Annotated in this window: 19 protein-coding genes and 2 pseudogenes; 18 read left to right on the forward strand and 3 right to left on the reverse strand. The window is 37.4% G+C overall.

Annotation, left to right across the window (positions count from 1 at the left end):
• Positions 1–49: 49 nt before the first annotated feature.
• From RGF10_RS11565 to fsa, 9 genes and pseudogenes are all read left to right on the forward strand, one after another.
• Positions 50–640, forward strand: a complete 591-nt coding sequence (locus RGF10_RS11565; protein ID WP_318509149.1) for an ANTAR domain-containing response regulator — start codon at positions 50–52, stop codon at positions 638–640.
• Between the two features lie 368 nt (positions 641–1,008).
• On the forward strand, positions 1,009–1,146 hold the full coding sequence (locus RGF10_RS11570) for a hypothetical protein (RefSeq protein ID WP_318509151.1): 138 nt from the start codon (positions 1,009–1,011) through the stop codon (positions 1,144–1,146).
• 5 nt (positions 1,147–1,151) lie between these two features.
• The gene (locus tag RGF10_RS11575; protein WP_318509153.1) at positions 1,152–1,973 is read left to right on the forward strand and encodes an ABC transporter substrate-binding protein; all 822 of its coding nucleotides are present in this window, start codon (positions 1,152–1,154) and stop codon (positions 1,971–1,973) included.
• 79 nt (positions 1,974–2,052) lie between these two features.
• Positions 2,053–3,555 (forward strand): sugar ABC transporter ATP-binding protein, encoded by a 1,503-nt coding sequence (locus RGF10_RS11580; RefSeq protein WP_412176706.1) that lies wholly within the window; start codon positions 2,053–2,055, stop codon positions 3,553–3,555.
• Complete coding sequence (locus tag RGF10_RS11585) at positions 3,552–4,547, forward strand: ABC transporter permease (RefSeq protein ID WP_318509157.1); 996 nt, start codon at positions 3,552–3,554, stop codon at positions 4,545–4,547. The genes RGF10_RS11580 and RGF10_RS11585 overlap by 4 nt, the downstream gene beginning before the upstream one ends.
• A 145-nt stretch (positions 4,548–4,692) precedes the next feature.
• Complete coding sequence (locus RGF10_RS11590; protein WP_318509159.1) at positions 4,693–5,751, forward strand: galactitol-1-phosphate 5-dehydrogenase; 1,059 nt, start codon at positions 4,693–4,695, stop codon at positions 5,749–5,751.
• 64 nt (positions 5,752–5,815) lie between these two features.
• A pseudogene (gene araD / locus RGF10_RS11595) lies at positions 5,816–6,510 on the forward strand (L-ribulose-5-phosphate 4-epimerase).
• 241 nt (positions 6,511–6,751) lie between these two features.
• Positions 6,752–7,513: a DeoR/GlpR family DNA-binding transcription regulator gene (locus RGF10_RS11600; protein ID WP_318509161.1), complete on the forward strand. Its 762-nt coding sequence runs from the start codon at positions 6,752–6,754 to the stop codon at positions 7,511–7,513.
• A 276-nt stretch (positions 7,514–7,789) separates the two neighbouring features.
• On the forward strand, positions 7,790–8,458 hold the full coding sequence (gene fsa, locus RGF10_RS11605; RefSeq protein WP_318509163.1) for a fructose-6-phosphate aldolase: 669 nt from the start codon (positions 7,790–7,792) through the stop codon (positions 8,456–8,458).
• Positions 8,459–8,663: 205 nt separating this feature from the next.
• On the opposite strand, the gene RGF10_RS11610 is transcribed toward fsa, so the two are convergent.
• Positions 8,664–10,034 (reverse strand): aldehyde dehydrogenase, encoded by a 1,371-nt coding sequence (locus RGF10_RS11610; RefSeq protein ID WP_318509165.1) that lies wholly within the window; start codon positions 10,032–10,034, stop codon positions 8,664–8,666.
• Positions 10,035–10,118: 84 nt separating this feature from the next.
• Between RGF10_RS11610 and RGF10_RS11615 the strand changes: the two genes are divergently transcribed.
• The 7 genes from RGF10_RS11615 to RGF10_RS11645 all read left to right on the forward strand — a co-directional run bounded on the left by RGF10_RS11615 (position 10,119) and on the right by RGF10_RS11645 (position 15,675).
• A complete protein-coding gene (locus RGF10_RS11615; RefSeq protein ID WP_318509168.1) occupies positions 10,119–10,718 on the forward strand; it encodes an Rpn family recombination-promoting nuclease/putative transposase in 600 nt (199 codons plus the stop codon).
• Positions 10,719–10,976: 258 nt separating this feature from the next.
• On the forward strand, positions 10,977–11,378 hold the full coding sequence (locus tag RGF10_RS11620) for an NERD domain-containing protein (protein WP_318509170.1): 402 nt from the start codon (positions 10,977–10,979) through the stop codon (positions 11,376–11,378).
• Positions 11,335–12,636 carry a DEAD/DEAH box helicase family protein gene (locus RGF10_RS11625; protein WP_318509171.1) on the forward strand — a complete coding sequence of 434 codons (1,302 nt, stop codon included), beginning with the start codon at positions 11,335–11,337 and terminating at the stop codon, positions 12,634–12,636. The genes RGF10_RS11620 and RGF10_RS11625 overlap by 44 nt, the downstream gene beginning before the upstream one ends.
• Positions 12,637–12,665: 29 nt before the next feature.
• A complete protein-coding gene (locus tag RGF10_RS11630) occupies positions 12,666–13,163 on the forward strand; it encodes an HD domain-containing protein (RefSeq protein WP_318509173.1) in 498 nt (165 codons plus the stop codon).
• A 463-nt stretch (positions 13,164–13,626) separates the two neighbouring features.
• Positions 13,627–14,169, forward strand: a complete 543-nt coding sequence (locus RGF10_RS11635; RefSeq protein WP_318509174.1) for a nucleotidyltransferase family protein — start codon at positions 13,627–13,629, stop codon at positions 14,167–14,169.
• Positions 14,170–14,352: 183 nt separating this feature from the next.
• Positions 14,353–15,138 carry an enoyl-CoA hydratase-related protein gene (locus tag RGF10_RS11640; RefSeq protein WP_318509176.1) on the forward strand — a complete coding sequence of 262 codons (786 nt, stop codon included), beginning with the start codon at positions 14,353–14,355 and terminating at the stop codon, positions 15,136–15,138.
• Positions 15,139–15,279: 141 nt separating this feature from the next.
• Positions 15,280–15,675 (forward strand): VOC family protein, encoded by a 396-nt coding sequence (locus RGF10_RS11645; RefSeq protein WP_318509177.1) that lies wholly within the window; start codon positions 15,280–15,282, stop codon positions 15,673–15,675.
• A 58-nt stretch (positions 15,676–15,733) separates the two neighbouring features.
• On the opposite strand, the gene RGF10_RS11650 is transcribed toward RGF10_RS11645, so the two are convergent.
• Positions 15,734–17,221, reverse strand: a complete 1,488-nt coding sequence (locus tag RGF10_RS11650) for a DHA2 family efflux MFS transporter permease subunit (protein ID WP_318509179.1) — start codon at positions 17,219–17,221, stop codon at positions 15,734–15,736.
• Between the two features lie 161 nt (positions 17,222–17,382).
• On the opposite strand from RGF10_RS11650, the gene RGF10_RS11655 reads away from it, so the two are divergent.
• Both RGF10_RS11655 and RGF10_RS11660 read left to right on the forward strand, forming a co-directional pair.
• Positions 17,383–17,970, forward strand: coding sequence for a TetR/AcrR family transcriptional regulator (locus RGF10_RS11655; RefSeq protein WP_318509181.1), 588 nt, complete (start codon positions 17,383–17,385; stop codon positions 17,968–17,970).
• A gap of 204 nt (positions 17,971–18,174) precedes the next feature.
• Positions 18,175–19,828 (forward strand): annotated as a pseudogene (locus tag RGF10_RS11660) (glutamate synthase-related protein).
• A gap of 454 nt (positions 19,829–20,282) precedes the next feature.
• On the opposite strand, the gene RGF10_RS11665 reads toward RGF10_RS11660, so the two are convergent.
• The gene (locus RGF10_RS11665) at positions 20,283–21,146 is read right to left on the reverse strand and encodes a helix-turn-helix transcriptional regulator (protein ID WP_318509183.1); all 864 of its coding nucleotides are present in this window, start codon (positions 21,144–21,146) and stop codon (positions 20,283–20,285) included.
• Positions 21,147–21,184 lie beyond the last annotated feature (38 nt).

Below are 21,184 nucleotides of genomic sequence, written 5' to 3' on the forward strand. Positions count from 1 at the left end.
CATAACTATTTTTCGATAATTAAATGCTTACTTGGGTGGGGAAGATTACATGAAAAAATCGTTACGTATTTTACTTGCTGAAGATGAATTCTTGATTTTAATGGCGTTGAAATCATATGTTGAAAATTTAGGACATGAAGTGGTTGGAGAAGCTACTGACGGAGAAAAAGCTGTAGAATTAGCACTAGAGAAAAAACCAGATCTTGTGATTATGGATATTAATATGCCTAATCTTGATGGGATCGAAGCGATTAAAAAGATAAATGAAAAATTATATATTCCAAGTATCATTGTTAGTGGTTATTCTGATGAAAAACTAATCAATAGAGCTACAGAAGAAGGCGTGCTTTATTACTTATTAAAACCAATCGATATAAAAGAATTGAAAATAGCCATAAATATTAGCATGGCTAAATTCGAAGAAATACAAAAACTGCATGACGAGTTGAACGACACCAAGACTGCACTTGACGCACGTAAACATATAGAGAAAGCAAAAGGAATTATCATGAAAAGAATGAATTTACAGGAACCAGAAGCAATGAAACGACTACAAAAAATGAGTAGAGATAACAACAAGAAGTTAGTAGTGGTAGCGAAAGAGCTTATTCAAGCAGAATCATTGTTTTATAGTGAGTAAAAACATTTTTTTGAAAAAATGTTATATATTAATTAAAAATAATCTTGACTATTGTAATACAGATTTATATAATTCAATTAACTTAAATAACTTTGTTTCTACTCTTAAGTTCACAGTAATGGAAAATTGAAAATAAAATATACGATAAATTTTATACTTACGGCTGGTATAAAATTTATCAAGGCTATGGGTGCCTTGTTTAATGAGCTTATTATGTTTTGTTTTATGAAACATAATAGGTTTGCTAAATGAGGCACTTTTTATTATGTCCTTTTGCAAACGCATTCATTACTTGAAGGGGGTGATTAACGAGGATAATTTGATTTGTAGTCTTTAATTAAAAATAAAAATTATTTCGGGGGTTACTAATGAAAAAGAAATCATTGGCATTTTTAATTGCTTTAGTTTTTTCAGTCATGTTCGTTGCGGCAGGTTGTTCTTCTGATAAAACAAGTGGGGAGAAAAAGAATCAGAAGGAAAAAGCGCAAGTGATAAAGAGCTGTTAATTGGTATGTCATTTCAAGAGATGAACAATCCTTACTTTATTTCGATGAATGAAGCATTTGAAGATGCTGCAAAATCAGTTGGCGCAAAAACAATTATTGCCGATGCAAACCATGATGTTAGTAAACAAATAAATGATATTGAAGATATGATTCAAAAAGGTATCGATATTTTATTAATTAACCCTACTGATAGTAAGGGTGTTGAAAGTGCAGTAGAAGCTGCCAAAGATGCTGGTATTATTGTCGTAGCAATTGACGCTCAAGCTGAAGGTCCAATTGATTCGTTTGTAGGATCTAAAAACTATGATGCAGGATACCTTGCTGGAGAACAAATGGTAAAAGACTTAAACGGAAAAGGTCAAGTAGCTATTTTAGATGGTATTCCAGTAGTACCTATTTTAGAGCGTGTAGAAGGTTTCAAAGCTGCTATTGCTAAAAGTCCTGGAATTGAATTAGTAGATACTCAGAATGGTAAACAAAACAGAGAAAAAGCAATGAGCGTAACTGAAAATATGTTACAAGCACATCCAGATCTTAAGGCAATTTTCAGTGTTAATGACGAGGGTGCTTTAGGTTCACTAGGAGCAATCGAGGCCTCTGGTCGTGATGTATTCCTTTATAGTGTAGATGGTCATCCAGAAGCGATCAAAGCAATTTTAGCAGATGGTCCATTTAAAGCGACTACTGCACAATTCCCAAGAGACCAAGTAAGAATCGGACTTGGAATGGCTTTAGCTAAATATTGGGGTGCAAAAGTAGTACCAACTGCCGTACCTATTGATGTTAAATTACAAACAAAAGAAAATGCAAAAGGCTTTAGCTGGTAATTTATCTACAAACGAGCGCTTTAAGGATTTTTCTTAGAGCGCTCTAATAATAACTGTAGGGAAAAGAAAGGTGATTTCATTGGATTATATATTGGAAATTGAGAATATAACTAAGGAATTCCCTGGGGTTAAAGCACTTAATGGCGTTAATTTAAACATAAAACGCGGTGAAGTTCATGCCTTAGTAGGGGAAAATGGCGCAGGTAAGTCAACGTTAATGAAAATCCTTTCGGGTGTATACAGCCCTACTAAAGGTAAAATTCGGTTAGAAGGAAAAGACGTTATCTTTAAAGATCCTAAGGAAGCACAAAAGTTAGGGATTAGTATTATCCATCAAGAGTTTAGCTTAATTCCATATTTAAATGGTGTTGATAATATTTTTCTGGGGCGTGAACTGAAGAAGGTAAATGGTTTATTGGACAAACGAAAAATGAAAAAGCAAGCTGAGGAAGTTTTGCAAAGATTAAATGCGAAAATTGATCTTACTAAATCGGTAGCAAGATTAAGCATTGCCAATCAGCAATTTATTGAAATTGCTAAAGCGATTGCCATTGATACAAAAGTGTTGATCTTCGACGAACCTACAGCGAGTTTAACTGGGAAAGAAATTGATAAATTATTTGAGTTAATTGATACGTTGAAAGCAAATGGTGTAACCATTATATATATTTCTCATCACTTGGACGAAATCTTACAAAAGTGTGATCGCCTAACGTGCTTAAGAGATGGCGAATATGTTGGCACAAGAGAAGTCGCTGATTGTACCAAACAAGATATCGTGAAAATGATGGTGGGAAGAGAAATTGTTAATGCATTTCCTGATCGGCCAACTCCTAAAGGAATAGATGAAAAACCACTCTTAGAGGTTAAAAGGTTAAATAATAGTCATGTTAAAGAAATTAGTTTTTCATTAAAAAAAGGAGAAATTCTTGGGGTCGCAGGATTAGTAGGTTCAGGCAGAACAGAAACGGTTAGAGCTCTTATAGGTGCGGACGCTGCAAAAGATAAGGAAGTCTATTTGAATGGAAAAAAGGTCCAGATAAAAAATCCTTCAGATGCTTTAACACACGGGATCTGTTTAATTCCAGAAAGCAGAAAGACACAGGGCTTAGTACTTGACATGACGGTTAAGAATAATATTTCTTTACCGATCATTAAGAAACTTTCTAAAAGTCTCGGTTTTATTGATAAAAAGAAAGAGGAAGAGATGGTTACCCAATCTATTAAAGAGCTGCTAATAAAGACCCCAAGCAGTAGGCAGAAGGTCAAACACTTAAGCGGTGGGAATCAACAAAAAGTCGTTTTAGCGAAATGGCTTAATACACAATGTAATATTTTAATTTTTGATGAACCTACCCGTGGAATTGATATCGGGGCTAAGGAAGAAATATATAAGTTAATGAGAAATTTAGCTGATAAGGGAATTTCCATTATTATGATTTCTTCAGAATTACCTGAGATATTAGGAATGAGTGACAGAGTGCTTGTTATGCACAAAGGAAAAATCCAAAAAGAAATAGATGGAAAAGAAGCAACTTCAGAAAACGTAATGCACTATGCTGTTGGGGGTGTCGCTATATGAATGGAGTACAAAATGAAACAAAGGCAATTCAGTTAAATAAAGTAAAACCATTTGCTCTAAAAGAAACCTTTAAAAACCCAGAATTTTTAACCTTACTTGGCTTTTTTATTCTATGTATCTTTTTCAGTTTTTTTACTGAGGAATTTTTTTCAGCAACAAACGTTTCGAATATTGTAAGGCAAGTATCGATTAACGGAATCTTAGCAGTTGGGATGACTTTTGTCATTTTAACTGGTGGAATTGATTTATCAGTGGGATCAGTGTTGGCCTTAACCGGAACGATCATGGCGGGTTTAATGATAAATGGTGGAATGTCGCCAATATTAGCCGTATTAATTGGTATTTTGTTAGGTGCTTTACTTGGTTATATTAATGGAATCTTTGTATCCTATGCAAGAATTCCAGCCATCATTGTTACTTTGGCTATGATGGAAGTGGCAAGAGGAATTGCACTCCTATATACAGGTGGATACCCTTTGTCAGGTGTCCCTAGTTCATTTGCTTTTATTGGAAAAGGATACCTTTTTAATGTAATTCCTATGCCGGCTGTGATCATGATTTTGGTTTTTATCGTCGCATATATTATTCTTAATCATTTACCATTCGGCCGCCATATTTATGCGATTGGTGGAAATGAGGAAGCGGTTCGTTTATCTGGTGTTAAGGTAAAAAGAATTAAGACTTTGGTTTATCTCATCAGCGGAATAACGGCCAGCATTAGTGGCTTGATTATGACAGCTCGACTTTCCTCAGGTCAACCGATGGCTGGAGAAGGATACGAATTAGATGCGATTGCTGCCGTTGTGTTAGGTGGAACTAGTATTGCCGGTGGCCGTGGACATATTTTTGGAACGTTATTGGGTGCTTTATTAATGGGTGTCTTAAGTAATGGACTAAATTTAATGGGAGTTTCTCCGTATGTTCAACGGGTTTTAAAAGGTGTCATTATCGTTGGTGCTATCTACTATAGTAGTAGAAGCCAAAAGGATTAACGGTATAGAAGAAAAGAAAATATCTGGTCAGCATGAGAGATTTCCATGCTGACTTATTAATTAAAACTCTTTATTTTACAAAGAAATGTATATATGTAAGGGAAATTAGCGTGGAAAATCTATGGAAATAAGGGAGAAGTCTGTGATGAATGGAAAAATGCAAGCAGCGGTGTTACACTCACTCGGCCAGTTTCAAACTGAGCTAGTAGATATACCTCAAATAGATGAAAATGAAGTATTAATTAAGGTAGTTTATTGCGGAATATGTGGTTCGGATGTTCCACGTGCAATGGTAAGTGGTGCGCGAAAGTATCCGCTGATTTTAGGACATGAATTCACTGGTGAGGTCGCAGAAATCGGCGCAAATGTGAAAAATGTTGAGGTTGGAGATCGTATTGTCGTTGCTCCGCTCGTACCGTGCGGTGAATGCAAATATTGTAAAGCTAGTGACTATGGCTTGTGTGAAGACTATAACATTATCGGAACAGGCAGCAACGGCGCATTTGCCGAGTATGTAAAAGCACCAAAAGAACATGTTCTGCGAATTGATGATGATCTAGATTTTGAAACTGCTGCTGGAATTGAACCTGCAACAATTGGTTATCATGGTTTGCAAAAAGCAGATATTCAACCAGGTGAAACAGTTGTCGTAATGGGCTGTGGTCCGATAGGGCAATTAACCATTCAGTGGGCTAAAATCTTTGGTGCATCAACGGTTATTGGGGTAGACATATTCGAAGATAAGTTAGAGTTGGCAAGAGAACTAGGTGCAGACCTCACGATTAATGCAAAAGAACACAATGTCGTGGAAAGAATTCGCGAATTAACGGATGGTGGAGCAGATGTCGTTGCTGAAACAGCAGGAAGCAAAATTACTCAACAGCAATCGATTTTAGCTGCTAAGAAAAAAGGTCGTGTCGTATTCATTGGCATCTCGCATTCAAACCTTCCATTAGAAGAAGAAACAACAGAACATATTCTTCGCGGTGAAATTAAAATTCAAGGTACATGGAATTCATACACCGCTCCGTATCCCGGTATTTCCTGGAAAGCAACTTTAGATTTTATGGCAAAAGGTGATCTGAAATTCAAGCCAATGATTTCTCATAAAATTAAGGTTAATGAAGTTGGCCAGTATTTAAAAGGCATGGCTGATCGAACTTTACACTATAACAAAGTTTTAGTCTCATTTGGAGATAAATAGAAGCTTACTAGTATTCAAGCTAAAAAACGAATATGAAAAATATAGAGATGAAAGGTGAGATACGATGCTCCAAAAATTAAAAGAACAAGTGTTAGAAGCCAACTTAGGATTACCTAAACATAATTTAGTGACTTTTACTTGGGGAAATGTAAGTGGAATCGATCGTGATTCAGGACTTGTCGTTATTAAACCAAGTGGAATAGAGTATTCGAAGCTTAAAGTAGAAGATTTAGTCGTAGTTGATCTAGAAGGGAATGTCGTTGAAGGAAAATTAAGGCCTTCATCTGACACTAGCACTCATTTAGTGCTGTACAAAAATTTTAAGGATATTGGTGGAATTGTTCATACGCATTCAACGTGGGCAACCATTTGGTCACAGGCAACTAGAGATCTACCAGCGCTTGGTACCACCCAGGCTGATACATTTTATGGTTCAGTTCCGTGCACACGAAGGTTAACAGAAGAAGAAATTAATGGAGACTACGAGTTAGAAACTGGAAATGTCATTGTTGAAACGTTTAAACAGCGTGGGATTAATCCAAATGAAATACCATCTGTATTAGTATATAGTCATGGTCCATTTGCTTGGGGAAAAATGCAGAGGATGCACTCCATAACGCTGTTATTTTAGAAGAAGTATGTAAAATGGGTTATCACACACTTAATCTTAGTCCATCAATCCCGCCAATGGATCTAAATTTATTAGATAAACATTATCTTAGAAAACATGGTGCATTTGCGTACTATGGTCAAAAGTAAGTATTAGGATAATATAATGAAAGAAAACATTATTTAATGTTAAATTTGACTGTCGACAAATTCGAAAAATCGAACTTGCCGGCAGTCATTTTTTTTACTCTTAATATTAATAATTTGTTGTAAATTGCTCGCAGACTTGACATTTCTTCAAAATTGAACATAATCTAAATATAACCTAAGCAAAAATAAACAAATTGTTAATAAATATTAAGGAATGGTTTTAGTTAAAGGAGTAACCAGAATGCTAGCTGCTGAACGGAAATTTAAAATCATAGAGTATGTTAAAAAAAATAATGTTGCTTCTGTTTCACAATTGTCGGAAGAGTTTAATGTTCATGAAGCCACCATCCGAAGAGATTTATCAGAAATTGAAAAGGAAGGGTTTTTAAGAAGGACTCACGGTGGCGTCGTGCTTGCAGAAGGAGTTAATTCAGAGCCATCTTTTACCGTTCGTGTTACCGAAAGGGTTGAAGAAAAACAGCGCATTGGTGCAAAGGCGGCAGAGATGGTTCAAGAGGGAGAGCATATTATTTTAGATTCAGGGACAACGACCCTACAAATTGCAAGACATCTAGTGAAGAGATCAAATATTACGGTTGTGACAAATGATATAAATGTAGCAGCAGAGTTTAGGGATTCAAAAGGTATTAAAGTAATTGTCACAGGTGGAATTTTATATCCTGAGAGCTTCATGTTAAATGGTATGTTTACGAATGAGGTGCTCAAGACATTGCATGTTCATAAAGCTTTTGTAGCTACACCTGCCATCCATCCGAAATTTGGCCTTACCCATTTTGAGGAACAGCTTGTACCGGCAAAAATCGGTATGATTGATGCAGCCCAAGAGGTTATCGTTGTGGCAGATCATTATAAAATAGGCGGAATTTCCCTTCATACAGTTGCACCCCCTAAAAAAATACACAAGCTGGTGACTGGAACGGAAGCTACAGACTTACAAATCCAACAGTTTGAAGAAATGGGAATCAGTGTATTTACCGCTTAAGCAAAATGAAGCGGGACTAAACAAAGATTTTGGATAGAGTTACAAAGGGTTGGTTATTTTGTTCAACCTTTCGACTCTATGTGAAATCTTTTTTTGTTTTATGACTCATTTTACGTTTGTTCATATTTGTTTGTTTTTGTATAAATACTGCTTGATTTTTTTGTCTAATGACATTAATATAGTGCTATGATACCGCTTTCTTTTGTGTGGTAGAGTTAGTTTATATGAGTACTAGAATAACAGATTATTAGGCTTTCTAAAATGGAGGAATGAACAATGAAGTTTTTTATCGATACTGCAAACCTAGAAGATATTAAAAAGGCATATAAAATCGGAGTTTTATCAGGGGTGACCACGAATCCTTCTTTAGTTGTCAAAGAGGGTGTTAAATTTGAAGATCGAATTGCAGAAATTTGCCAAGTAGTACCCGATTGCGAATCTGTTTCTGCGGAAGTTAGCCCAGAAGCAGTTACGGCCGAAGAAATGATTGCAGAAGCAGAAGAATTAATTAAAATTAACGGTAATGATGAGAAAATAACCATTAAACTTCCAATGAATATTGCGGGATTAGAAGCTTGTCGATATCTTACAAAAAAGGGTGTTAAAACGAACGTTACACTTATTTTCACTGTCAATCAAGCACTTTTAGCAGCTCGCGCCGGGGCTACTTATGTTTCACCGTTTTTAGGTCGTTTAGATGATATTTCAGAAAATGGAGTTCAATTAGTTGTAAATATTGCTGAAGTATTCCGCATTCACAATTTAGAGTCCCAAATTATCGCTGCTTCTGTCCGCCACCCAGACCATGTAACTCGTGTAGCTTTGGCTGGAGCGCACATTGCGACTATTCCATTTTCAGTAATAGAGCAACTTACGAAGCACCCATTAACAGATCAAGGCATTGCAAAATTTGCTGCCGATTGGGAAAAAACGGTACATATTTAAGGGTATTGAGTTCGATAAAGAAAAAAAGCCGTCACTTTTATTACGGGGGAAATGGATACCCTGGCAGTGGCGGCTTTTTACATATTGGGTACAGTATCAAAAATTTTCCTTCAAAAAATAAATCAAGCAGATATATGCAGCACTTGTATTTTTGATTTAAAACTCAGAAGTATAACAATTTCAAGGGAATCCAGTGCACCATTTTTTATTTTAAGAAAAGCTTAATTTTCTTCAACCCGTTTTTGACATTGGGATAACGGTATGGGAGATCAAATCGGGTAGTTTGCTTTAGAACACTTTTTGCATGTGAAAAAGTATCGAAGCTGCCTTTTCCATGGTAAGCCCCAATACCGCTGGAACCAACCCCTCCGAACGGTAGGTGAGGGGAACCAAGGTGATAAACTGTATCATTAATACAGCCGCCCCCGAACGTAACCCTGTTTAAGATCTCCTGTTGAATTGTTTCACTTTCGGAAAAAATATAAAGAGCAAGTGGTTTTGGATGATGTTCAATTCCTTCTATTACTTCTGTTAAACTGCGGTATTCAAGAACCGGAAGGATAGGACCGAAAATTTCATCCTGCATTATGGTGTCCTCCCAGTTAATATCAGTAAGGACAGTCGGCTCGATCACTAGCTCTTCCTTCTTTACTTTTCCACCAACGAAAGTCTTACCATTATCTAAAAAAGAACAGAGTCGGTTATAATGCTTTTCACTAACGATGTGAGTATAGTCTTTATTCTCAAGTGGGTTTTCACCGTACAACTCTTTGATTGCTGATTTAAGCTCCTGCAAAAAGTCATGTTTAATTTTTCCATGAACATATAAATAATCAGGTGCCACACATGTTTGGCCGGCATTAATAAACTTCCCCCAGGCAATCCGCTTGGCAGCTAGTTTTAAATGGGCATCGTCATGAACGATACATGGGCTCTTTCCGCCTAATTCCAATGTCACTGGTGTCAAATTTTTTGATGCCGCTTCCATGATGATTTTTCCAACGGGAACGCTTCCTGTGAAAAAGATATAATCGAATTCTTCGTTTAGGAGGATCTGGCTCGTTTCTACCCCACCTTGTACAACGGATATGTATTCCTCTGGAAAGGCTTCCTGAATGATTTTTGCCAATATTTCCGAAGTTTTTGGTGTTAATTCTGATGGCTTAATGATCGCACAGTTACCCGCAGCTATTGCCCCAATTAGGGGTGCGACAGCTAATTGGAAAGGGTAATTCCAAGGTGAAATAATGAGCGACACTCCGTATGGTTCAGAGTAAATGTAGCTCGTCGAACCAAAATGAGTGATTGGGGTTTTTACTTTTTTCGGTTTTGCCCATGAACGCAGATGACTCACGGTATAACGAATTTCTTTAAGAACGATGCCAATTTCAGTTGTGTAGGCTTCAAACTCAGATTTGTTTAAATCCGCTTTTAATGCATCCATGAGTATTTTCTCATGATGTTTAATAGCAAGTCTTAGCTTGTTGAGAGCATCCAAGCGGAAATCGATATCTTTTGTTTGATCAGTTCGGAAAAATGCCTTCTGTTTTGTTACTAAGGCTGTCACTTTGTTCATATGAGTCCTTCTTTCACCGTGAAAATTACTATTACAATTATATCTAAAATCCTTATTAGTATCTAATTTCATGGTAGGGAATACATGGCTACTCAATATAGTTCAAGTTTCAATTTATTAACTTATACACTACTTCCTCCCACCATTTTCATCACCATAGTAAACTATCCCTTATTCTCATCTGAAACCGAAAGTTTTAACACAAGAATCCATATTAGAGAAGTTGAAGAAGATTTTTTGTGGTCGGACCGGCTCGAATTCCATTTGATTGACTTGAGTAGTTTCATGGTACAATGGAAAAAATACCGACGGAAATTGAAAGATCGAAATGGCCAGGAGTTGCCATGGCTGATGATGTTGTCGGCTGCTGACGCCAAAAGGAAAATTCTCTATAGTGAAATTTTGGCTGAATTGGAGGAATGGGCGATGAATATTGAAGAAGTTCGCGAAGCGTTAATCGAATGGGAAAACTTAAGTGCTCAAAAGAAGAACCGTGTTGAATACGAAGCTCGATTAAGGGAACTGCGTGATCAATTAAGTAATCTTCAGGGCTATCATCGCAAAGGAATAAAAGAGGGATGCAAAAACATTGCCAGGAAATTGTTGAATAAAGGATTTCCACTAACGGAAATAGCTGAATTAACAGGATTGACAGAGGATGAAATTCGGGAGTTAGGGATATAATGTAGTGCATTGCATACTTAGATCAAACAAATCAAAAAAATGAAAATTTGGTTAATTTTGATCTACCACTAACCAGACAGATTGATAAAAGGCTTAATGAGTAGCTTACAAAAATGAATCTTATAATTCTTTAACATGCTAGGATTAATCCAACAACGGATTGTTCCTAGCATTTTTATGTCCGTTTTATTAAATTTACCTAAGCAGTAGGGATTTAGTGAAAAAAATAGAATACCTGAAGGGAAAGGGGTGTTTAGTATGGCGAAAATGATTCCTGACCTAATCCCGAGTACTATCGAAAACGCTGGTGAGCGGTATTTTTACGAAAAAGCGCGTGAACTTCCCGAAACATATACTGTTTTTTATTCCTATAAATATTCTATTGATGATGACCGAACCGACCCTTATGGCCTTCGGGAAGCCGACTTTGTCATTGTTCATCCTAACTATGGCTTTGTTGTAGTGGAGGTAAAGGAGGGAGAGGTCCAGTATTCAAATGGAATCTGGCAAGAATTTAGGAGCGGTGGTTATCGGCAATTGTCAAAAGATCCTCTGAAACAAGCCCGCGATTCCATGTTTGCCATATTAAATCGATATCGAGCAGTGAGCCACGACCATGACTTTCCACTCCAGGTTCCGGTATGCACTATGTTTCCCTGACACGACTAGAAAAACAGGGATTACCCCTGAGGATTTGCATGAAGAAAGCTGTTGGACATCATCGGATATGGAGGACCTGGAAGGAAAAATTAAAGCCTTATTTGCAACTTATGATAAAAGAAATCCAATTGATGCAACGAAACAACTGATCACAAAGGTTCTATCCCCGTCATTTAAAATGTTTTCAACTCTTGATGACCAGTTCACCAGGCTCACGAATCAAGCTGCCATTATTTTAACTGAGGAACAGGTACGGATTCTCGAGGAAACAGAAGAGGACCACCGTAAAATTTTCTTTGGTGCAGCCGGCACAGGTAAAACATTCATTGGAATGAAAAAGGCACTCGACTTGGCGAACCAAGGGAAAAAGGTATTGCTCACTTGCTACAACAAGCATTTGGTAACAGTGTTTAACAAGTACGCAGCACATCAGAACATTATCAGAACAAATTTTCATGACTTTTTGTACGATACATTAAAGAACAACAGATATAGCTTTGATGATCCCGTTGATTGGAATGAGTTTTACGGAGAAACTCTGCCGAATTTAATGTATGATTTGTATACCTTAAAAGAGGAACAGGAAAAGTTTGATGCGATCATTGTAGATGAGGGCCAGGATTTTAAAGGGAATTGGTATTTATGTTTGGATCAAATGTTAAAAGAAGACGGGCATTTTTATATTTTTGCTGACCGGCATCAGAATCTGTTTGGAAATGGATTGGACTCACTTAAGGATTTTCAGATGTCGAAACACAAGCTCACGATCAATCTTAGGAATACGCAAAAAATTAACGAATGGTGCCAGCCGTTAATTGGAAATTCCAAACTGAGGTACCGACTTACAGGAGGCATGCCTGTTGAATACTTTGGCTGGAAGGATTATAAGGATGAAAAGCGGCTAGTTGAAAAAGAATTAAACAAGCTCATCAGCCAAGGACTTTCACCCCAAAAAGTTACCATCCTCTCAACCCACAGAAAAGAAAAAAGTTGCTTAAAAGAAATCTACAAAATCGGTTCTGGGGAATGGCCAATCGTCCAATTAGACCAACCGAACGAGTATGGTATAACATTCAGTACCATCCGCTCCTTTAAAGGGTTGGAATCTGATGTGGTGTTCATTATTGGGGTTAAGAAAAACAGCCCAGTTTGTACCCTAGCGGATATATATGTCGGCGGAACACGAGCGCGGTTTCTTTTGAAGATCTTTCACCATGAGGATTGGTCGATAGACGAAGTGGGAAATAATCAAGTATAGAATTGTTTTTAGAAATAGGAGGAAAAGGAATGGATTGTATTGAACAAGCGATAATATTTGCAGCAACAGCACATAGAAATCAGAACCGAAAATCCACTGAAATACCCTATATTACCCATCCCTTTGCAGTAGGAATGCTTCTGCAAAAGGCAAGATGTAATGATGAAGTGATTGCAGCAGGGATTCTTCATGACACACTAGAAGACACTTCGACTACATATGCACAATTGGAAGAACAATTCGGTACGCGGATTGCCAATCTTGTGCGGGCGGCTTCTGAACAGGACAAGAGTTTATCCTGGGAGGAACGGAAGCAGCATACAATAGATGGGTTGAAAAATGCATATTTAGAAGAAATTCAAGTTATTACAGCGGATAAATACCATAATTTGAAGTCCATTCAAACAGATTTAAACCAATTTGGCGAGGAGACATGGGGACGCTTTAAACGTGGAAGACGTGACCAGCATTGGTATTATGCTAGCATTGTAAAAGCGCTGTTACCTAGAAAAAAGAATTCAAGCTGATTGCTGAATTAGAGAAAGTAGTAAAGGAGGTTTTTGGCTCCTTAGAACTCTTCACTAAAGATGAAATTTCACTTCTATTTTCCTGCACATTCGACATTGATGAAAATATAAGCCATTCTCTTGAAAAATATGGGTTAGTTCATACCGTATCTGAATTAAAAGCAGAAGCAGATTCTATTTACCGTCATAATTACGATGGGATTGTTTCTAAATTGGCTGATCTCGAACAAAGAGGAATGTGTTTTCAGTCGAATTCAGAAGGTCCTTTTCTACTAGCATCGTACTGTATCGCCTTGCAAAAGAAAACGATGTGGTCGGACAATGAGCTTTATAAATATATGAAGATGAATCGTTCAAAATTATAATTCTTGATGAGCTGTCAGCAGGACCAGTTTTTCCTTTTCTAAAAATGGACACCAGTTTTTTAATAAAATAATAAACCTAACTAAGTCAAGTCCGATCCATGGAGGTGACCAAACTGGAAGCCATTATCTTAGCTGCCGGATATTCCAGTCGAGCAAATGCCTTTAAGATGACTTTACCACTAGGGCAAATGACCGTGTTGGAGCATACTCTTTCAAAATTTGAAAGAATATGCAGCAAGGTCATCGTAGTCGGTGGGTATCAGGCCAATATCATTCAAGCTGAAGTCACAAAAATTCACAAGAAAGATATCTATTCGTTTCAACTGGAGTTTGTTTATAATGAAAACTTTGACCAGGGAATGTTTAATTCGATTCAAAAGGGATGTTCAAAAGTAAAGGAATCGACCTTCTTTATTACCCCAGGTGATTGTCCTCTTGTCAAAAAAAAGACAGTTCAGCTTTTAGCTGAAGAACAAGGGAATTTTGTCATTCCTAGCTTCAATTTTAAAGGTGGCCATCCAATTAAATTAACAAGTGAAGTGAAGCAAAATATTTTAGATACGAATCCAGATAGTAATTTGCGTATGGTCCTTAACAATTATGAAAAGAAATACGTAACTGTTGACGATCCGGGGTTCTAATGGATGTGGATACGCCGGAGGATTATCAAAAAGCGGTGGACTATTATAAAAAAAACAATAAAATGTGAAATCCGCTAGAGCCATCCCTATGTATCAAAAATAGTTCTTTTTCCTGCTTGATCTTAATTAACAGAACATTCAAACTATAATTAGTGTGAATAAATATGGCAAAGGAGTGGGGAAATGGAATTTTTATCTTTTCGACAAACTGAGGATATTGCTTATATCACTTTAGAAAATCCAGCTGAATTTAATACTTTATCGATGAAACTCCTTCAGGAAATGGACGAGCTGTTAACAAAAATCGGGGAAAAAAGAGAAGTGAAGGTAGTTGTTATTGAAGGCTCAGATAAAGTATTTTGTGCCGGGCATAGTTTAAGAGAGATTGAGGCAAAAACGGAAAATGAAGTGTTAAAGCTGTTTCAAACCTGTCAAACTGTGATGCGGACGATGCGAGACATTCCTCAGCTTGTGATTTCAAAAGTCCGAAAAGCGGCTGTTGCAGCAGGATGCCAACTAGTTGCTGCCAGTGATATGGCGATTGCCAGTGATGAAGCGAAATTTGCTACTCCTGGGATTAATAGTGGTTTGTTTTGCAGCACACCAGCTGTATTTTTAAGCAGAAATATTGGGCGTAAAAAGGCGGTAGAACTATTATTCACAGGGAACTTTATGACTGCAGACGAAGCTTTACAGCATGGCTTAGTAAATAAAGTGGTCCCTGTGGAACAGTTAGATGAAGAAACAGAAAGATTAGCGAAACAGGTAACTAAGCAAAGCTTAAATATTATTGAATTAGGCAAGAGACAATTTTACCAACAAATTAATATGGAAGATTTCCAAGCACTCAATTATGCAACAGAAGTAATTGCGCTTAACACCAAACATCCTGATGCCCAAGAAGGAATTCGAGCATTCCTTGAAAAAAGACCACCTGTTTGGAATGATACCAAGAAACCAGTTTTATAGAATAAGTTGTTTTCACAATGATATCCGATCTATTTTTTTGGATTTGTATATATTTCCATCCTGATCACTATAATAGAGAGGAAATATATAGGAATTTAGTGAATATTGGTATAGCCAATATTTCTTTAATAGGAGGTAAGCATGGGTAGAGTTATTCATTTCGAAATTCATGTAAATGATATGGAGCGGGCTAAGAGGTTTTATGGAGAAGTTTTTGGTTGGTCATTTCAGGATTGGAGCGAATATGCAGGAACACCATACTTTGGTGCAGTGACAGGCAATGACAATGAGCTTGGAATTAATGGTGCCCTCATGCAACGTCAAAGTGCGCCACTGGAATCAAACCAAAGCATAAATGCATTTGTTTGTACGTTAGGTGTGGGAGATTACGATTCAACTGAAGCGAAAATTCTTAACAATGGTGGGAAGGAAGCCATGCCTAAATATGCTTTGCCTGGAATGGCGTGGCAGGGGTACTATTTAGATCCTGAAGGAAATATATTTGGAATTCATCAACCGGATGAAAATGCAAAATAGTAGAAAATAGAATTCAAAACCCAGCTTTGATAAATTTTCAAAGCTGGGTTTAGTTATTTTAATGATCTTCTTTTGCCTGGCTATAGCTTATTCTCTTAGCCTTTTTATTGTCTTCTAAAATTAACGCTTTTTTACTCGGCATGAAAAGTGTCACGATGAAGGCAAGGATTCCTAAAATAGCAATAAACATATATGCTTCACTTGCGCCATGGATGGAGGACTCCTTCATTAGCTCGGCCTTAGACATGACATCTCCTGATTGCATCAACTTTGTAGCATAGTTCGTACTGCTTGTTGTCATGATTGTGACGACTAGTGCTGTACCAATCGCTCCTGCTACCTGACGAACTGTGTTCGTAACGGCTGACCCATGTGCATTGAGTTGCTTCGGAAGAGAATTCAGACCGGCAGTCGTGATAGGCATCGTTAACAGGGACAGACCCAAGCGCAAGACAACGGTTCGGATCATCAAATAGCTGTAAGATGTTGTTTCAGTCAAATCGGTCACGCCCCAGATGGCTGCAATCGTTAAAATTAAACCAATCAGAGCAAGCGGCTTTGCCCCGAATTTATCGAATAAACGGCCTGAAATAGGTGACATAACAGCATTTAATAAAGCTCCTGGCAACAGTAATAAGCCCGTATCAAGGACGGAAAATCCCCGACTTGCCTGTAAGTAAATGGGCAACAGAATCATATCTGCATACATGACCATCGTTAATAACGTATTCATGATGGCTGTCACCGTGAACATTTTTTCATTGAAAACGATAAGATTTAGCAGCGGGTCTGAAGATCGTAGCTGCCGCCAAATAAACAGGCCGAGAAAAATAAGACCTCCGCTTAAATAAGACAACAGGAATGTGCTTCCCCAACCATGATTCCCAGCACTGCTAAACCCATAAAGTAGCCCGCCGAATCCTAACGTAGAAAGAAGGATGCTTGTCATATCGAGTTTTGCCTTCGATGTCTCAGATACATTTACCAGGTATTTAAGCGATAGAAGTATGACGATTAAAGCTAATGGGAACATGCCGATAAAAATCCAGCGCCATGAAAAAAATTCGATCACGAGCCCCGCTAAGGTTGGGCCAATCGCTGGTGCGAATATCATAACAAGGCCAATCGTTCCCATTGCTGTTCCGCGGCCTTCTGCAGGAAATACCATAAGAACGACCATCATTAGTAAAGGCATGATAATTCCGGCACCTGCCGCTTGTATCAAACGGCCTGTTAATAGTATAGGAAAGCTTGGGGCGATCGCGTTAATGAAGGTACCAATTAACAGGAATAACATCGAACTGATAAAAAGCTGCCGTGTACTGAAACGCTTCATCAAAAAGGCTGTCACTGGGACTAAAATTCCGTTTACGAGCATGAAGCCAGTTGAAAGCCATTGAACTGTAGTTGCTGTTACCTCAAATTCCTTCATCAAATCTGGTAAAACCACGTTTAATATCGTCTGATTTAATACCGATAAAAATGAGCCTAAAAGCAGAACAAAGAGAAGAACTCCCCTTTTTATTTGTTGTTCAGGTTGATCCATCGTCTATTTCACATTCCTTCCATTTCATAACTGTAATTGACAGAGTGTCTATAAGTTGATATTGTGTCAATAAATACTAACATAGGAAATATGATAATAGCCATCTACAATTTTGGATGAAGTGTAAACTAATTGACATTTTTTTATAGGATGTCAAATAAGTGGAAGATAATAGACGAAGGGTTGATAAAATGTCTAAAAAGGAAAAGGTGGATCCGCGAATTATACGGACAAAACGAATGTTTACAGAAGCACTAATTTCATTAATTCAGGAAAACGGTGATAAAAGTAAGCTAACGGTCCAGGATATTGCCAATCGTGCCGAATTAAATCGAGCAACCTTCTATTTGCATTATCAAGATATTGATGATTTGATGGAGCAAATGATTGAGGAAAATCTTGAAGAATTAAATAAGACCATGAAAACCTTATCCGAGGAAAATCAGTTAAAGACAAAATCTTCAGCATCCCAGAACCGTCTTGACTTATTCCTGGACCAGTTATATCAGAAGGCTGGGCTCTACAAAGTGATGATGGAGAACAAGGACTTCCGTAATCGAGTGTTTAAGCTTTTGTTAGAAATTATTGAATTTTGGGATGAACATCGAAAAGAACAGGGTCGGTCGTTCAATGTACCGAATGAGATCCTTGCATCCTCAACCCTTGGTATTTTGTCATGGTGGTTAGAGGAGGGCACTCCTTACAGTCCAAGTTATCTAGCCAAGCAGATTAGACAAATGCACTATTAAATCTTGAGTAAAAAATTGTCATTAGCTTTAAACGTGTTAATAGTAGAGGTGTCAAGGTGAGTGTTACCTTGACACCTTTTTATTGATCTTAACAATCAGAATAATGATGTAGATTAAAAAGTTAATAAATAAAATATAAGACACATAATCAGAGTGAAATCACAGAATATGGTAAAATAATAGGTGAAAAGAGGCGATATGAATATGAAAATATTAAGCTCAATTGTTATCATTGTACTTGCTGTTCTTTTAGCTTTGGTGATTGGTATTATTGGCTATTTTTTTATTTTGTATCGAAAAACGCACCGAATGGACATCAGCCAACAGCAGCATGCGATAAGAAGAAATTATCCTGTTATCAGCAGGATTCGTTATTTTATGGAGCAAATAGCCCCAGAAATTAAGCAATACATACTTGATGAAGATCATGAAGGCAAACCGTTTTCCCGACTAGATTTTCAACAGATTGTGAAATTGGCGAAGTATGGGAAAAACATCATTTCCTTTGGCAGTAAACGAGACTTTGATCAACCGAATCAATTTTATCTTCGTAATGCTTTCTTTGCGAAGCAGCTAACCGATTTGGAAGCAGATAATGCAGAATACATTCATACGAAGCAGTATATCGATGCCCCAAACACTAAGCACAACAAACTGACAGAGTACCAGGAATTATTTTTTCCAATGAATGAAAAATTGATCGAAACAGAAATGAAGCCTTGGCTTTATAAGGATAAAGAGGCTATTGTGATTGGGGAGAAGACATGCAGATATCCTTTTGTGTTGAAAAGTCCGATTGGCATGTCGGGAATGTCGTATGGGGCATTAGGAGAAAATGCGATTGAAGCCCTAGGATTAGGATTGAAGGATGCATATTCCTTCATGAATACTGGCGAAGGTGGAATCTCTCCTTTTCATTTAAAAAGCGGAGTTGATCTCATCGCCCAAATTGGCCCTGCAAAGTTTGGTTTTCGTAATCCAGACGGAACTTTCTCTTGGGAGGATCTGCAAAAGAAAGCACAAATTCCTCAAGTTAAAGCGTTTGAACTAAAATTAGGCCAAGGTGCAAAAATTCGTGGCGGCCACTTAGAGGGTTCGAAAGTAACGCCACTGATCGCCGAAATTCGCGGTGTGGAGCCATGGAAAACGATTAACTCGGCGAACCGCTTTGATGAATTTTATGATTTTGATACGATGTTTGATTTTATCGAAAAAATTCGCTCGGTATCAGGAAAACCTGGTCGGAATTAAAATGGTGATTGGCAGCCAGGAGACGTTTGAAGAGTTTGCGCAATATATGGCCTATCATCAACGATATCCAGATTACATTGCCATTGATGGTGGCGAAGGCGGAACAGGAGCCACTTATCAAGCAATGGCGGATTCAGTAGGCTTACCAATTAAGCCTGCATTGATGATTGCCCAAGACGTGTTAACTGGTTATCAGGTCCGCGATAAACTTAAATTATTTGCTAGCGGAAAGCTATTTTCTCCTGATCGAATCGCGATTGCCTTAGCGATGGGAGCGGATGTCGTAGTCATCGCAAGAGGACTCATGATTTCTGCAGGCTGTATTAGTGCCGGCGTATGTGCGACGGGCAATTGCCCTGTTGGGGTCGCAACTACCAATCCAAAGCTTCAAAAAGCGTTAGTAGTAGAGGAAAAACGCTATCGTGTGACTAATTATGTGACTACTTTACGGGAAGAATTGTTCGCGTTATCGGCATCAGCCGGTCTCACCTCTCCAAAACAATTCAAGCCACAGCATGTTGTTTATGTGGATAGCAGCTTTCATGTGGTAAATCTAGCTGATTTGCCAAAATATGAATTAAAGGATCATAGGGTTTTGATTTCGTAAATATGAGGTTGAGGAGGACATCTGTTCCGTTATTTTCACAAAAAGTGTGGTTTTGATCTGCTAAACGGACAACAGATACTCTACTTGCTAATAAATTGGCATTATACAGTGGTTTTTATATAAATAGGGTATCCTGTGTCCCCTTAAGTCTAGCAAAAAGGCTATTTTATCAAAATAGGGTCTTCTATGTCCGTTCAATAACCTGCTCTGTAATTAAATTATTGATTAGCTCAGACCAATCTGGACTGGGCTTTTTTTCATTATCAAAAAAACACCTAAATAGTAGCAAACGGGCAAAAAAAAACACATAAAAATGTGTGGATTTATGTATTGAGAAAATCATCATTGAGGATTGGCTTCATCCACTTTGTCTAAAAGAATAACTTTATATACACTGCTGTAAGTAACAGGCAATCTTTTATATAACCGAAAGCCTTGCACGTTTAGCAATAAATTATTCTTCGTATTTATACAAAACCGGAACATTTCCAATACTTTTATAATGCTTTGGTGTGATGCCATATTTATTTTTAAAAAGTGCAATGAAATAGGAGATATTCTCATAACCCAGTTCGTAGGCCACTTCAGTAACATTCCGAGTTTTCAGTAAATTCTTAGCGTGAGTCAGTTTCAGGTTTGTTATATATTCCTTTGGCGTCGTTCCAATGATCTTTTTGAAAGAATTGCAGAAATTTGCCTCAGACATATTAAGATCGTGCGCCAATTTACATATGGTTAACGGCTGCCTGATATTCTCCTGTATATACTTGATAGATTGGTATATAGGATGATTGTGTTCAACATTAATGATCTGTTGTATCCCTTTAATCTGAACTAGATGATAAACCATTTCCTGTACGTAAAGATCAATCAGGAATTCTTTATTTTTATCGGCTTTTTCAGAAACATTGGTAACTTTATTCAAACATTTTCTGAACTCGTCATTAATTTTACAAAGTAAAAATTTTTCCTCATTAAGAGAGTCATAATCTGCATCTATTTCAATACTTATTTTCTCTGTCACCTTTTTTAATAGGCTGTCGTTGAGCTCAAAAACCAATGCCTTTGTAGGGCAATCAATTTCCATATGGACATTCGAGTGGGGTGGTAACACAATAAACTGACCCGGATTATATGTAAAATGAATGTCTTTGTTTACTGAAACATGCTTACAGCCATCTAGTATGGTACATAGCCTTGTATATTCATACGATTTGTAATCACATTTCATTGGAGAAAGATCATAATATAACAATCTAGTATAATCCGTTTCCAACCCGTCCGCTAATTCTATACCTCGGTTAAAATTCGTCAGCACCCTTTAAACACCTCCTTATTCAATACATTTACATCTTT

The organism is Bacillus sp. T3 (assembly GCF_033449965.1).
In the GTDB taxonomy this organism is placed as follows: Bacteria; Bacillota; Bacilli; order Bacillales; family Cytobacillaceae; genus Bacillus_BU.